This is a genomic window from Telluria sp. GW821-FHT07G12 (assembly GCF_059418525.1).
The window spans coordinates 588,080-602,153 of sequence record NZ_JBWKQA010000001.1; the positions used below are offsets into that span (position 1 = coordinate 588,080).

At 66.4% G+C, this 14,074-nt stretch carries 14 protein-coding genes; 8 read left to right on the forward strand and 6 right to left on the reverse strand.

Going from position 1 to position 14,074, the window contains the following annotated elements:
• On the forward strand, nucleotides 1-1,185 hold the full coding sequence (locus AC07PE_RS02805) for an SGNH/GDSL hydrolase family protein (RefSeq protein ID WP_498761369.1): 1,185 nt from the start codon (nucleotides 1-3) through the stop codon (nucleotides 1,183-1,185).
• On the opposite strand, the gene AC07PE_RS02810 is transcribed toward AC07PE_RS02805, so the two are convergent.
• From AC07PE_RS02810 to AC07PE_RS02835, 6 genes are all read right to left on the reverse strand, one after another.
• On the reverse strand, nucleotides 1,118-1,762 hold the full coding sequence (locus AC07PE_RS02810; protein ID WP_498761371.1) for a YidC/Oxa1 family membrane protein insertase: 645 nt from the start codon (nucleotides 1,760-1,762) through the stop codon (nucleotides 1,118-1,120). The genes AC07PE_RS02805 and AC07PE_RS02810 overlap by 68 nt on opposite strands.
• A gap of 93 nt (nucleotides 1,763-1,855) precedes the next feature.
• The gene (locus AC07PE_RS02815) at nucleotides 1,856-3,346 is read right to left on the reverse strand and encodes a Y-family DNA polymerase (RefSeq protein WP_498761373.1); all 1,491 of its coding nucleotides are present in this window, start codon (nucleotides 3,344-3,346) and stop codon (nucleotides 1,856-1,858) included.
• On the reverse strand, nucleotides 3,276-4,001 hold the full coding sequence (gene imuA / locus AC07PE_RS02820) for a translesion DNA synthesis-associated protein ImuA (RefSeq protein ID WP_498761375.1): 726 nt from the start codon (nucleotides 3,999-4,001) through the stop codon (nucleotides 3,276-3,278). The genes AC07PE_RS02815 and imuA overlap by 71 nt, the downstream gene beginning before the upstream one ends.
• Before the next feature lie 61 nt (nucleotides 4,002-4,062).
• Complete coding sequence (locus AC07PE_RS02825) at nucleotides 4,063-4,884, reverse strand: N-acetylmuramoyl-L-alanine amidase (protein ID WP_498761377.1); 822 nt, start codon at nucleotides 4,882-4,884, stop codon at nucleotides 4,063-4,065.
• Nucleotides 4,884-5,756, reverse strand: coding sequence for a S66 peptidase family protein (locus AC07PE_RS02830; protein ID WP_498761378.1), 873 nt, complete (start codon nucleotides 5,754-5,756; stop codon nucleotides 4,884-4,886). The genes AC07PE_RS02825 and AC07PE_RS02830 overlap by 1 nt, the downstream gene beginning before the upstream one ends.
• A gap of 13 nt (nucleotides 5,757-5,769) precedes the next feature.
• Nucleotides 5,770-6,342 carry a YdcF family protein gene (locus AC07PE_RS02835; protein ID WP_498761380.1) on the reverse strand — a complete coding sequence of 191 codons (573 nt, stop codon included), beginning with the start codon at nucleotides 6,340-6,342 and terminating at the stop codon, nucleotides 5,770-5,772.
• Nucleotides 6,343-6,368: 26 nt separating this feature from the next.
• Between AC07PE_RS02835 and AC07PE_RS02840 the strand changes: the two genes are divergently transcribed.
• From AC07PE_RS02840 to AC07PE_RS02870, 7 genes are all read left to right on the forward strand, one after another.
• Nucleotides 6,369-7,382 carry a GlxA family transcriptional regulator gene (locus AC07PE_RS02840; protein ID WP_498761382.1) on the forward strand — a complete coding sequence of 338 codons (1,014 nt, stop codon included), beginning with the start codon at nucleotides 6,369-6,371 and terminating at the stop codon, nucleotides 7,380-7,382.
• 104 nt (nucleotides 7,383-7,486) lie between these two features.
• A complete protein-coding gene (locus AC07PE_RS02845; protein WP_498761384.1) occupies nucleotides 7,487-7,804 on the forward strand; it encodes a hypothetical protein in 318 nt (105 codons plus the stop codon).
• 65 nt (nucleotides 7,805-7,869) lie between these two features.
• Nucleotides 7,870-9,807 carry a hypothetical protein gene (locus tag AC07PE_RS02850; RefSeq protein ID WP_498761386.1) on the forward strand — a complete coding sequence of 646 codons (1,938 nt, stop codon included), beginning with the start codon at nucleotides 7,870-7,872 and terminating at the stop codon, nucleotides 9,805-9,807.
• A complete protein-coding gene (locus AC07PE_RS02855; RefSeq protein ID WP_498761387.1) occupies nucleotides 9,804-11,054 on the forward strand; it encodes a putative Na+/H+ antiporter in 1,251 nt (416 codons plus the stop codon). The genes AC07PE_RS02850 and AC07PE_RS02855 overlap by 4 nt, the downstream gene beginning before the upstream one ends.
• Nucleotides 11,055-11,085: 31 nt before the next feature.
• Nucleotides 11,086-11,550 carry a type VII toxin-antitoxin system HepT family RNase toxin gene (hepT, locus tag AC07PE_RS02860; RefSeq protein WP_498761389.1) on the forward strand — a complete coding sequence of 155 codons (465 nt, stop codon included), beginning with the start codon at nucleotides 11,086-11,088 and terminating at the stop codon, nucleotides 11,548-11,550.
• Between the two features lie 73 nt (nucleotides 11,551-11,623).
• Entirely contained in the window at nucleotides 11,624-12,214 is a 591-nt protein-coding gene (locus AC07PE_RS02865; RefSeq protein WP_498761391.1) for a DUF2760 domain-containing protein, read from the forward strand.
• 8 nt (nucleotides 12,215-12,222) lie between these two features.
• Nucleotides 12,223-14,070: an Hsp70 family protein gene (locus AC07PE_RS02870; RefSeq protein WP_498762955.1), complete on the forward strand. Its 1,848-nt coding sequence runs from the start codon at nucleotides 12,223-12,225 to the stop codon at nucleotides 14,068-14,070.
• The last annotated feature ends 4 nt before the right edge of the window (nucleotides 14,071-14,074 follow it).

Here is a 14,074-nt window from a genome sequence, read left to right on the forward strand (position 1 = left end):
ATGCATGAGACCACTCTTCCTATCGGTACCCCGCTGACGCGCGACTTCATCCACGGCGCGCTCGACATCGAGCAGACCCCAGCCGGGCTGCTGCCGCACCGCCTGCCCGCCTGGGCGCGCGCGCAATGCCCGGATGCGCAGCTGGCGATGGCGGAATCGCAGCCGTCCGGCGTGCGCCTGTTGTTCCAGACCGCGGCGACGGCCGTGGAACTGGGCGTGCTCGCGACCAAGCGCGTCTACAGCGGCCTGGGTCCGCGCCCGGATGGCATCTACGACCTGTTCATCGGCGGCCAACTGGCGCGCCAGGGCAGCGTGCAGGGCGGCCGGACCCTGCAGATCGACATGGCCACCGGCGCGACGAGCGTCACCGAAGGCGAGGTGCAGACCCTGCGCTTCGAGGGCCTGCCGCCCAAGCAGAAGACGATCGAGATCTGGCTGCCGCACGACGAAGTGACGGAACTCGTGTTCCTGCGTTCGGACGCGCCGCTGTCTTCGGTACCGACGGCGGGACGGCGGCGCTGGGTGCATCATGGCAGCTCGATCAGCCAGGGCTCGAACACCACGCACCCTTCTGGCACCTGGCCGGCGGTGGCCGCGCTGCGCACCGGCTACGACCTGCTGAATCTGGGCTACAGCGGCAACGCCCTGCTGGATCCCTTCGTCGCCCGCGGCATCCGCGAGCTGCCGGCGGACCTCATCAGCCTCAAGATCGGTATCAACCTGGTCAACAAGGACCTGATGCGCCTGCGCGCCTTCGGCCCGGCTGTGCACGGCTTTCTCGACACGATACGCGAAGGCCATCCCGACACGCCGCTGCTTGTGATGTCGCCGATCTTCTGTCCCATCCACGAAACCCTGCCCGGTCCCTCGGTGTACGACATGGATGCGCTGGCCGAAGGGCGCCTGCTGTTCAAGGCGGGCGGCAATGCGGACGAGGTCCGGCAGGGCAAGCTGACGCTTGGCGTGATCCGCGAGCAGCTGCGCGCGATCGTCGAACAGCGGCGCGCCTCCGACATCAACCTCCATTACGTCGATGGTCTCGAGCTGTACGGCCCGAACGACAACCTGCGGCTGCCGCTGCCGGACGAACTGCATCCGGACGCGGCCAGCCATCGGCTTATCGGCGAGCGCTTTGCCGGCTGTCTGCAAGCGCTTGCGAACGGCTCCGCTCCCGGCGGAGCATGAGGGTCTGCACGGCGTTGACGCCGGACGATGCCGCCCAATACAGGCCCAGGCCGGCCGACAGCTTCCACACCATGAAGGCCATCACCGTCACCTGCATTGCCACCATCAGCATGGACGGATCCGAGGCCGAGGGGTAGTACCAGGCCGCGAGGCCCGTCAGCAGCAGGATGAGCGCCGTGAGCGCGGCATCGGGCGATGCCAGGCTACGCATCCACAGGAAAGGCCCGCTGCCTGCGCTCGCATGGCTGACCGTCCTGTAGAGCAGCCCGAACACGGGAAGCTGGACCAGTGCGCCGAGGAGCGTGGAACGGTCGAGCAGGCGCACGCCGTTTTCCTTGTACAGCACGGCGACGGCTGCGAATGCCTCCTGCGGCTTGTCCTTCAGGCGCGCCCTGATCGCCTCAACCTGCGGCTGCAGGGCTTTCATTTTCTGCTGGTTGGCGAGCGCCTTGCGCGCCATGTGCAGCGTCAGCGGTAGCAGGGCAAACCGCAGCGCCAGCGCCAGGCACAGGATGGCCCAGCCCATGCTGCCGTCGAACAGTGAAGCGAGAAAGGACATCAGGGTTTCAAGGTTCATATCGTTCCAGAGGTGATGAAGTCTGTCCGGAATTCTAATGACGAATTGCTCAGAATTTATCAGCTTTTCTCGATAGCTTGCTTCGGTTTTTCCTTAGCCAAACAAGCCATGCAGATACCAGCGCGGCTCCTCTTCGTCGGCCCCGATACGCTCCCGGTAGACCCAGTACAGCGCATGGTCCTGCCCTTCGGCGATGAAGTAGTCGCGGGTCTGCGGCCCGTTCCACCAGCCGGCCTCGATGCGTTCCGGGTTCGAGGCCATGCGCAGCGGCGAGCCGTAGAAGGGCCGGTGGTCGCGCATCAGCAGTGCGATCGGCTTGGCCAGCAGCCAGGTCGGACGCGGCAGGCTCATCACGTCGGGCGGCATCTGCGCATTGCGCGCGCGGTCGCTGACCTTCTGCTGCACCGGCACCCACATGTTGGCCTGCTCCGGGCGGTAGTCGGCCATCGGCAAGGCCTGCAGCACGTTCTCGGCGCCCAGGCGTGCCACCAGCAGCTCCAGCATGCGCATGCGGTCTTCCTCGGTGCCGCCCGGTTCCGGGAACAGCGACTCGTTCGGCGGCGCCATCGGCTGCAGCTGCCTGGCTTCCAGGCCGATGCCAATCACCGGCGCCTCCAGCACCAGCTTGGCCAGGCGCTCCTTCAGCAGGCGCACCAGGTGCTCGTCGCGCCAGGCCGGTTCGGCCAGCGCCACCTCGACGCTGGTCGGCGGGCGCGCTTCCCTGCCCCGCTCGTGCTCCAGCTTGAGCACGATGCGCTCGACCGCCAGCTGGCGCGCGCACAGCCAGCCGGTCAGCTGCAGCAGCAGGCGCCGGGCGCCGGCCAATAAAAGTTCGGCGTCGTCGATGCGGTCGAACAGCTCGATGCGCGCGCTGAAGGTTTCGGGCGCGGCGATCCATTCGTAGAGCTCCGGGCTCAGGCCATAGGCGGCATCCACCAGGTCGAGCAGCGCGCGCCCGCAGCGCCGCTGCAGGCCGGGCCGCGGCAGGCGCCGCAGCTCGCCGAAGCTGATGCAGCCGATGCCCTCGAACCAGGCCGCGTACGGGCGCGCCGGCGGCGCCAGCAGCACCTCCAGCAGGTCGAGGCGGCGCACCAGCGAGGGCATCTTGACCGTGCGCCGGTAAGGCATGGTCCCGCTACCGGCGCGCGCCAGCAGCCAGGCGCCGCGCGCCGTCGGGGCGCAGCCCAGCGAGGCGGAAAAACCCAGCGCGCGCACGTTCTCGCGCACGCGCCGGCACAGCGCGCGCACGCCGCCGAACAGGCGCAGGCTGGCGCCTACGTCCATCAGCAGCGTGCCCTCCTCGGCTTCGGTCACCTGCGGCGTGTACTGCAGCATCGCCATCGCCACCGCGTACAGAGCCTCGGCCTCGCGCGGCGGCGAGCGCTCGTGGACCTGGGCCTCGGGCATCAGCATCAGCACACCGCCGCGGCGCATGCCGGGCTGCACGCCGGCGGCACGCGCCACCGGGGACGCCGCCAGCACGCGCTCCTGCTCGAGCACGACGCTGCCGGCGTCAGTGCACCAGCTGGGGCTGAATACTTCCAGCGGGAGCCGGGGCAGTGACAGGCCGATCCACAGGCGCATGGCGGTGAATGTGCGTTTGAATGAGGTTGGAGGAAAGCGGCAGGAACAGCGGCGCATCGCGCTGCGGCCCCCGGCGCTTGACGAAGTCGATCTCGATGCCGCCGGCCTGGGGCCGCAGCGCCAGGCGCAGCGGCGCCGGCGAGGCATCCTGCCCCGCCGCCAGCGGACGCATCATGAAGAACAGGGTCTCGCCGCCCTGCGCCGCCAGGTGCAGGCGGCGCAGGCTGTCGCTGCGCACCTGGTTCTGCCAGAACAGGATGGCGCCGCAGCTGCCGCTGCGCAGCACCTGCTCGGCCGCCCACAGCGCATCCGCCGTGCGGCTGGCGCGCAGCCAGATCAGCTGCGAAGGCGGCACGCCCAGCGCGGCCAGGGCCAGCGCCTGCGGCGGATGCGGCGGCTGCAGCAGCACGATGCGGCGCGCCGCCACCTCAGCCAGGGCGGGACGCAGCAGGCGCATCTCGCCGATGCCGGGCTGCTGCAGCAGCAGGTCGACCAGGGCGCCGGTCGGCCAGCCGCCGCCAGGCAGCTGCGCCGACAGGGCCGCATGGCCGGTGTCGACGCAGCGGTTTGAAGAACGCGCCAGCTGCGAGGCGCGCCAGAGCGACGGATGCAACGATTCCGGCGCTGCTGAGGTGGAATCTGAGCAGTTGATCATGGTGATGCGAAGAAATACTGTATGTTTATACAGTACTCTTCTCATCAGGTTTTGACAAGGTTTATCTTTTGTAATGAACGGCTACCCGCATGGGACTATCCAGCAGCGCCGCAGTTTCCGCATCCGGCTCGCCGTCGATCTTCGAAGGCCGATAGCGGGTCTGGAACGCAATAAGGACATTGCGCGTTTCCTGGCTGGCTAGCCCATCCTGCGGCACGACGTAGCCGATGGCTGCCAGCTTGCGCTGGAACCAGGCCATATCGGGCAGCGCCGATTCGTACTCGGCCCGCCTGAGCGCGACCAGGGCCTCGTCCGGCCATGGCACGATGCCCTCTGCAGCAAGGCGCTTCCACGGGAACAGGGCGCCAGGGTCCTCCTTACGCTGGGGGGCGACGTCCGCGTGGCCGACCACGTTCTCGGGTGCGATGTGGTGGCGCGCCATGATGTCCTTGATCAGCGGGATCAGTGTCTCGATCTGGTTTTGCGGATAAGGCGCCCAGCTGCGCCCATTCGGTCCGTCGACCCAGCCGGCATTGACGATCTCGATGCCGATCGAGATATTGTTCAGATTGCGGTCTCCCTTCCAGCCCGAATCCGATCCTGCCTGGTAGGCGGCGCGGCTTTCATCCACGATGCCGTAAATGACGGGTTCCGGATCGTTGCTGAGCAGGTAATGGATGCTGGCTTCGACCCCGGCCTGGTGGGTGAAAATACGGATCGATTGCGGCGTGTCGGTGACGGTGTAATGCAGGACCAGGTATTTCACACGGCTGCGCTGGTCGGGCGTGGACAACGAACGGTCGATGCGCGGACCGCTGGCGCAAGCGACAAGCAGGACCCCGGTAACGAGGCCAATCAAGAGTCGCGATACAAGAATTTTCATTATGCCTCTTCAAAGTAGATGCTGCCGTCGCGCAGGGTGCCACGCTCCCCGATGACCCACGAAAGATTACGTTCGCCGTGCCCCACACCCAGTCCCGCGACGATCGGCACGCCCAGAGGCTTCAGCAGATCCGTCAGCAGCTCCTCGACGGTGAAATCGCTGCCCGGAGGCACGGGGCACCGGACGAACTCCCCGAACGCAATCGCCTTGACCCCGTCAAAGAATCCGCTGGCGAGCAGCTGGTGAACCGACCGGTCCATTCGGAACGCGAGCTCGGTGACGTCCTCCAGAACGAGGATCGCGTCTTTGGCGCGGATGGCCGAGCCGGTCCCCGCGATACTGGCAAACACGGTCAGGTTACCGCCGATGACAGGCGCCGCGATCTCGTGTGCAGGCCCCCAGACATGGGTGCCGCGAAGTGGCACGCGCTCCTCTCCAGCCAGCAATGCCAGGACGCTTTGCCGACTGAGGTCGTCGATCGTGGTCGCGAGATTCTCCAGCGTTGGCCCGTGAACCAGCCTGACGTGGCCCTTGCGATGCAAGGCGCCGAACAAGGACGTCGCATCGGAAAAGCCGATCACGATCCGCTCCCTGGGCAGCGTATCGGGAAGCCCCGCCAGGCAGTGGATGCAACCAAAACCGCCGCGGGCCAGCCATACCGCGTCGATCTCCGGATCGGACAGCGCCCATTGCAAATCCTCGGTCCTTTGCGCCCCAGTGCCCGCGTTATAGCGAAAGCGCTCGCGCAGGTGCCTGCCCTCCCGGACCCGGTAGCCCCAGTCGCGCAGCAACGCTATCCCTTTTTGCACCTGCTCCATCTCCGGAATGCCCGCCGGGGCAATCACTGCGATGGTGGAATTCCTTTTCAACATATCGAGCTTTCTTTCACTGGTTAAGGCTTGCAAGTTCGCGCAGGAAGTCGCGTTTCAGGTAATCCGGTATTTTTTCGAATTCGGCGAGCACCCTCGCACGGAAGTCCGCATGCGTGTGCCAGTGCTCTTTGCCGACCCCGAAAAAATTGACGGGTGAGGCAGACAGCACGAGGCCGGGCCAATGGCGTTCCAGGGTCATCAGGTAACGCCGCAGCGAACAGATCTTGCCGATCACGAGAACGCTTTTTATGTCGTCCAGCGCCATGGTTTCGGAAAGCTTCTGCCGCGAGAACACGACGTTCTCTCCCGTATTCGTCGCCGATGTCTCCAGGATCATCACGTCCCGGGGAAGGCCCAGCTGGAGCAGCCTCTCGCAGATCACCTCGGCCTCGGTTTCAGGTTTTCCATGCGTCGCACCGCCCGATATCAACAGCCTGTCGAACATCTTGCGCTGCCAGAGCGAATGCGCCGTCAAACAGAATTCCTCGACGCCCTGGCGCGTCCCGAACAAAAACCCGAGATCCGCTCTTTTCTCGGGAATGTCCGGCATGACGTAATCCGCTATCGCCGACAGATCTGTTTTCATCGCGCTTAGTCTAACCCTCATAGGCGATGGCCAAAAACGACAAATTCTGGTCAAATTGCGCCATGTCGCAGTCGCCCAGAACAATCGCCCTGTTGGTCTTCGAGGGCGCCCAAATTCTCAACATCACCGGTTCCGCGGCGGTTTTTGCCGCTGCCAATAACGTCGTAAAGCAGCCGGTCTACAGCATCCACATCCTTTCACCGACGGGTGGGCCGATAAAAAGCATGTCGGCAATTACCATTTCGACCGAGTCGATTGCCACCCTCGATCCCGACAGCGTCGACACCCTGTTATTTACCGGCAGCGGAGACCATGCCGCGGCCGACGCCTTCGAACACGAGGCCATGCGCGAGTGGTCGCTCCGCGCGATTGCCGCCTGCCGCCGTTTTGGCTCGAGCAGCGCCCCGGCAACCCTGGCCCTGGGCCGGCTCGGCTTACTCGACGGGGCGCGTGTCACGGCCCACTGGTCGGCATGCGCCAGCCTGGCCCGCGACGTACCTGGCATCAGCGTCGTCGCCGATGCGATCTATATCGAGCATGGGCGGCTGTGGACGTCCGCCGGCGTCAGCACCGGCATCGACATGACCCTGCAGATGGTGGCCCGCGACCTCGGGGAAAGCGTCGCCAATGAAATCGCGAGGCGCCTCGTGCTCGATACGCGGCGGCCCGGCTATCAAACGCAGGTCAGCGGCGTGGTTGCCGCTCTCAAGAAGGCTGACAGCGATTTTTCCGAGCTGATCGGCTGGATCAAGGCGCACCTGTCGCAGCCGATGAGCGTCGAATCCCTGGCGGCGCGCGCCATGATGTCGCCGCGTAACTTCCAAAGAAAGTTCAATGCTTGCCTTGGTCAGCCGCCGGCGCGCTTTGTCGAGACCTTGCGCCTTCAACATGCGCATGGGCTCTTGTCATCGGGCCTATCTGCAAAGATCATTGCAACGACCTGCGGCTATCCCAATCCCCAGCAATTGGCAAAGGCGTTCCAGCGCCGCTACGGCAGCACGCCGGCCAAATTACTCCGCGATCAGCAGTTCCAGGGCTGAGGATCGTATGTGAGCATCGTGCTCCCCCATCCGTGGGGCTGCACGGCGCCGCAGCGGATGGCTAGACTGCCGCAATCCCCTCGTGCAACCTGGACCCATCCCCCATGACCTCCCTGATCAATCTGCTGATAGCCTCTTTCCTCGGCCTGAACCCGACACTCGCGCCCGCCGCGCAAGCCGCCCCCCTCAGGCAGGAAGCGCCGCCGGCCGCCAGGGGCGCCGAGAGCCAGCAAAAGGCGGCATTCAAGGAAATGCTGGACGAGACCCAGAAGATCAATGAGATCTGCACGCGCGACCACTTCGGCAAGGCCTGCATCGCGGCGCAGGAACAATTCCAGCGCAAATTCCTGAAGCAGGTGCCGAAATACGACCCGGCGATGCTCGGCGCCGGCGCCACCCTGCAGCCGAAACAGGCCAGGTAAGCTTTCCGGCGGGATTGCCGCCCTGCCGGGTTATGATGACGGCATCAGTTTCGTCATCACAGGCCATGTTCAAGACCCTCAGCAGGCAGTACCAGACATCCCCAGTCCTCGAGCACCCATCCGTTTCCGGGCGGCGCCTATTCGGCATCGCCCTGTTCGCCGTTTTCCTGCTGCTGTTCTGTCTCAGGCCGCCAAACAAGACCGGCGACTTTGCCGAATACGGCGTCATGACCATCGCCCTGGCATCGCATGGCACGCCAGCGATCCGCCTGTCGGATATTCAGGAAGCAAAACGCCTGAATCCGGAGCCCACGTTTTCCGCCTTCTACCAGCAACTCGAAGACGGCATCCGCAAGAACGCCGACAATCCCGCGCCCGCCATGTATCGCGGCCACGATGGCGGCTATTACTCCCTGCATTTCTTTGCCTACTCGGCCCTGGCCGCCGTCCCGTTCGCGGTGTTCGACAAACTCGGCATTCCGCCTTTCAAGTGCTACCAGTTCGTCAACCTGGCCTTCATTTTCATTCTCGGCCTGGCTGCCTTCGACTTTTTCAGGTCGCGCAATGGCGCTGCGCTGACGATTGCGCTGTTCTTCTGCTGCGGCGGCCTGCTTTACTGGGACTGGTGCAGCCCGGAAGCGATGACGGCCGCGGCCCTCCTCGCAGGCTTGATGCGGTATTCCACGCAATCGCCGATTGCGGCCGCCGTGCTGGCCGGACTCGCGGCCATGCAGAACCCATCGCTGGTGCTGTTTGCAGGTTTCGCGCCCGTCTTCAAGTTTTTCCACCAACGCAGCCTGCCATCGGCGCGCGACATCGTTTCGCTTGCCATTGTCGTCCTGCTGTTTTCCCTGCCGGTTCTCTTCAGCCTGGCCGAATTCGGCGTGCCTAGCCTGATTGCGAAGGTGGCTACCGATCCGCGCCTGATCGGCGTGAACCGCCTGCTGTCCTTCTTTTTCGACCTCAACCAGGGCATGCTCATCGGCGTGCCGGCGCTGTTTGCCGCGCTGGCGCTGATCGTCCTGTTCGCGAACACCGCATCGATGCGCCTCCTGGCATGCTGCGCCCTACTCTTTTCGATTGCGCTGGCGCTGCCGGCGCTATCGGCCGCCAACTGGAATTCCGGCGCATCGGGCATGATGCGCTACGCTTTCTGGGCCGCCATGCCCATCCTGTTCGGCTGCCTGCTCTACGCCAGGGAAAACACGGTGCCCAAAGCCCTGATCCTGGCCGTGCTGCTGGCGCAGGCCGGGGCCACCTGGATGGAGCGGCAATACAGTTATGTGGAATTCAGCCGCGTCGCCAAATTCTTCCTCGCGAAATTCCCGGCAGCCTATAACCCGGTCTTCGAAGTCTTTTCGGAGCGCCTGCGCAACCGCGAAGGCTCGCTGCCCAAGGACACCATCCTGTTTTACACGGTCGCAGGCAGGGTCACGAAAATCGCCTTCAACCTGGAGAACAAGAACGCCGCCCTCACAATCTGCGGCAAGAACAGGGAGCTCTCCCTCGACGCAGGCCTTGTACCCGTCGACGATGGCTGGGCTTATCTGAATACCGCGCCGGTCTGCACGCCGGGCCTGACCGAAGATGCGGTCTATGGCGCCAAGGATTTCGCCGATGCAGCAGCCGTCAAATTCACCAGGGGCTGGGGCAGCGTGGAATTCGGCGGCGCCAACTGGGACGGCATCTGGACCTTGGCGCCGGTCGCGGCATTCGACATCACGCCGCCCTCGAACCTGCCCTATAAAACCCTGGTCATCCACGGCCAGTACGTCGCCGCCGGCATGGAAACCGACGTGTCGGTGAATGGCGTCCACCTGGGACGCTTTGCCCTGGACCGCGGCATTCCGATTCCCGTGAAAGGCGCTTTGCGGAACCAGGAAGGACGATCCATCGTCGAGCTGCGCCAGGTGCCTGGCAAAGCCCCGGCGCCGGCCAGTGCGGATCACAGGCAGCTCGGATTCTTCGTCACCAGGATCGTGCTGAGCGGAGCCCAGCCATGACCACCACCATGCACACCATCGGCCTGGTCCTCTTCGTCCTGGCCCTGCTGCACACCTTCTCGACCCATTTATTCGAGGTGCTGGCGCATAAACACCCGCGCCATGCCGGCCTGTTCCACCTGCTGGGCGAGGTCGAAGTCGTGTTCGGCTTCTGGGCCTTCGTGCTGATGATCTTCATGGCCGTGGTCGAAGGCGGCGCGGCGGCGGTCGACTACGCCGAGTCGCGCCACTACACCGAACCGCTGTTCGTGTTCGTCGTGATGGTGGTGGCCGCTTCGCGCCCCGTGCTGGAAGCGGCGCGCGCCCTGCTGCGCAAGCTGGCCCGTTTGGCGCCGGTGCGATCCGAGGTCGCCCAGGCCTGGCTGGCGCTGGCCCTGGTGCCGCTGGCCGGCTCGCTGATCACCGAGCCGGCCGCGATGACCCTGGCCGCGCTGATGCTGGCGCCCACCGTGTTCCGCCAGGGTATGCCCGAATGGCTGAAATACGGTGCGCTGGGCGTGCTGTTCGTGAACGTCTCGGTCGGCGGCACCCTGACCTCCTATGCCGCGCCGCCGGTGCTGATGGTCGCCGGCACCTGGGGCTGGGACAGCCTCTACATGCTGACGCACTTCGGCTGGCGCGCCCTGCTCGCGGTGCTGCTCAACGCCACCGTCATCACCCTGCTGCTGCGCGCCCACCTGCGCCCGCTGGATGCCTCCGTCGACGGCGAATCGGCGCCGGTGCCGCCGCTGGTGGCGCTGATCCACCTGGCCTTCCTGGCGGCCGTCGTGCTGCTGGCCCACCATCCGGTGCTCTTCCTCGGCCTGTTCCTGCTCTTCCTCGGCTTTACCCAGGCCTACGAGCGCTACCAGTCGCCGCTGATCCTGAAGGAAGGCCTGCTGGTCGGCTTCTTCCTGGCCGGCCTGGTGGTACTGGGCGGCATGCAGCAGTGGTGGCTGCAGCCCATCGTCTCCAGCCTCGGCCCGACCGCCCTGTTCTTCGGCGCCCTCGGCCTGACGGCCGTGACGGACAACGCCGCCCTGACCTACCTCGGCTCGCTGATCACCGGCCTGTCCGAGCACGAGAAGTACATGCTGATGGCCGGGGCGGTGGGCGGCGGCGGCCTGACGGTGATCGCCAACGCCCCGAATCCGGCCGGCGCGGCCCTGCTGCGCCACGGCTTCGCCGACGAGTCCATCGGCGCCGTCTGGCTGCTGCTGGGTGCGCTCGGCCCCACCTGTGCGGCAGCCATCATGTTCTTGTTGTAACGTAAAGCGTCGGACAACAAGGAAAAGAGCGATGGACAACGATCTGCTGGTCAGCAAGACGGGCACCATCGAGCGCTGCATCAAGCGTGCCCGCGACGAGTACGAAAAGGACCCGACCACCTTCGTGGGCGACATCACGCGCCAGGACGCGGCCACCTTGAACGTGATCCGCGCCTGGGAAGCGGCGGTGGAGATGGGCGATTACGTGCTCGCCCACGCGGGCCTGGGCCCGGCCCACGACGAGCGCGAGGTGATCTCGCTGCTCGAAGACAATGGCTGGATCGACCCGGCGCTGGGCGAGGACCTGAAGCGCACCGGCGAATTCTGCCGCGCCGACTGGGATTACCAGGCCTCGCCGCTGCCGGCCCTGGTCACCATCATCAAGCGCGGGCTCGACGACTTCGACGCCTATGCGCGCGCGCTGCTGGCCAGGGCGGCCGAGACGCCATCGGCGCCCGAGGCAGACGTGCCGGCTGCAGGCGACCCTGCCATCTGATTGCCGCAGCGCGCCATCGATGTTTGCCTAACTGGTATCATGCGCGCTTTCATGGACCGGACAACACAAGAACATGAGCCAACCGACCAACCTGCCCTCCTTCTGGAGCCGGCTTTCCCTCGCCTTCGGCGCCTTATTCAAGACCCTGGGCGACGCCGAATTCGCCGCGCGCGTGCGCGATGACCAGATCGGCCCGATCGCCGCGCCTGCCCCGGCGCCTGCACCCGCGCCCGCCCCGGCTCCGGCACCAGCCCCGGCGCCCGCACCTGCCCCGCTGCGCGTGGCAACGCCCGACGCCGCCCTGCAGCTGCTGTCCCTGCTGCAGCGCGAAGCCCGCCTGATCGACTTCGCCAACGAAAACATCACCGTGTACAGCGACGCCGACATCGGCGCCGCCGCGCGCGTCGTGCACGAAGGCTGCGCCCGCGTGCTGCGCGAGCACTTCACCATCGAACCGGTGCGCGCCGAGCTCGAAGGCGCGCGCCTGACCCTGCCGGAAGGCTTCGATGCCGCCAGCGTGCGCCTGACCGGCAACGTAGTCGGCAAGGCGCCCTTTACCGGCACCCTGAGCCACCGCGGCTGGCGCGCCTCGAAGGTGAGCCTGCCGCAGCTGGCCGACAAGCACGACGCCAGCATCATCGCGCCGGCGGAGGTGGAGCTGTGAGCGCCAATATGGAAACCGCGCGCTATGCCATCGGCATCGACCTCGGCACCACCCACAGCGCCCTCTCGTATGTCGACCTGCAGGCCAGCGACGGCGAAAAGGCCGACCAGGGCGTGCTGCCGATTCCGCAGCTGAGCGCCCCCGGCACCGTCGAGGCGCTGCCGCTGCTGCCCTCCTTCATGTACCTGCCGCACCCGGACGAACTGGCGCCGGGCGAGCTGGCCCTGCCCTGGACCGATGGCCAGGCCGCCCCGGTGGTCGGTGAAATGGCGCGCTCGCGCGGCGCCGGCACCCCGATCCGCCTGGTCTCGTCGGCCAAGAGCTGGCTCTCGCATCCGGGCGTGGACCGCCGCGCCGCGATCCTGCCGCCGGATGCACCGGAAGAAGTCGAACGCGTCTCTCCCTTGGCCGCATCGACCCGCTACCTCGAGCACATCCGCAACGCCTGGAACGCCGCGCATCCGGAAGCGCCCTTCGACCAGCAAGCCGTCACCGTCACCATCCCGGCCTCCTTCGATCCGGTGGCGCGCGAACTCACCGCCGAAGCCGCCCGCGACGCCGGCTACAACGCGCCGACCCTGCTCGAAGAACCGCAAGCGGCCCTGTACAGCTGGATCCAGGGCAGCGAAGGCCGCTGGCGCAAGCAGGTCAAGGCAGGCGACATCGTGCTGGTGGTCGACGTCGGCGGCGGCACCAGCGACTTCTCGCTGATCGCCATCCTCGAACGCGAGGGCAAGCTGGAACCGCACCGCGTGGCGGTCGGCGACCATATTCTGCTGGGTGGCGACAACATGGACCTGGCACTGGCGCACCTGGTCGCCCGCAAGCTGCAGGCAAGCGGCACCCAGCTCGACGCCTGGCAGATGCGTGCCCTGACCTACGCCTGCCGCGGCGCCAAGGAGCACCTGCTGGCCGATGCGAATGCCACGACCTGGCCGATCGTGGTGCCAAGCCGTGGCTCGAAGCTGATCGGCGGCTCGATCCGCACCGAACTCACGCGCGACGAAGTCACCGCCTTCATCACCGACGGCTTCTTCCCGCGCGTGGAAGCGTCCGCCCGCCCGGCCGTGCGCACGCGCGCCGGCCTGACCCAGCTCGGCCTGCCCTACGCGCAGGACGCCGCGGTCACCCGCCACCTGGCCGCCTTCCTGGCCCGCCAGGCCGGCGCCACCGCGGAGCTGGAAGGCTTCAATGGGCAGGTGAATCCGGAGCACAGCTTCCTGCACCCGACTGCGGTGCTGTTCAACGGCGGCGTGTTCAAGTCCGAGATCCTGTCCCGGCGCGTGATGGACACCATCAACGACTGGCTGTACATGGAGGGCGCGGAGCCGGCGCGCATGCTGGAAGGCGCCGACCTCGACCTGGCAGTGGCGCGCGGCGCGGCCTATTACGGCTATGCGCGGCGCGGCGGCGGCGTGCGCATCCGCGGCGGCACGGCCCGTTCCTACTACGTCGGCGTGGAATCGTCGATGCCGGCCATCCCCGGATTGGCCCCGCCGATCACGGCCCTGTGCGTTGCGCCCTTCGGCATGGAAGAAGGCAGCGAGCTGGAACTGCCGGGCCAGGAATTCGGCCTGGTGGTCGGTGAGCCGGTGCACTTCCGCTTCTTCGGTTCGACGGTGCGCCGCCAGGACCGCATCGGCGACGTGCTGGAGTTCTGGGGCCCGGACGAGCTGCAGGAACTGAACGAGATCCAGGCCGAGCTGCCGGCGGAAGGCCGCACCCCGGGCGACGTCGCCCAGGTCAAGCTGCACGCGTTGGCCACCGAGGCTGGCACGCTGGAGCTGATCGCGGTCTCGCGCGAAGGCCAGCGCTGGAAGGTCGAATTCGACGTCCGCGCCACCGAGCAGCAGTAAAGCG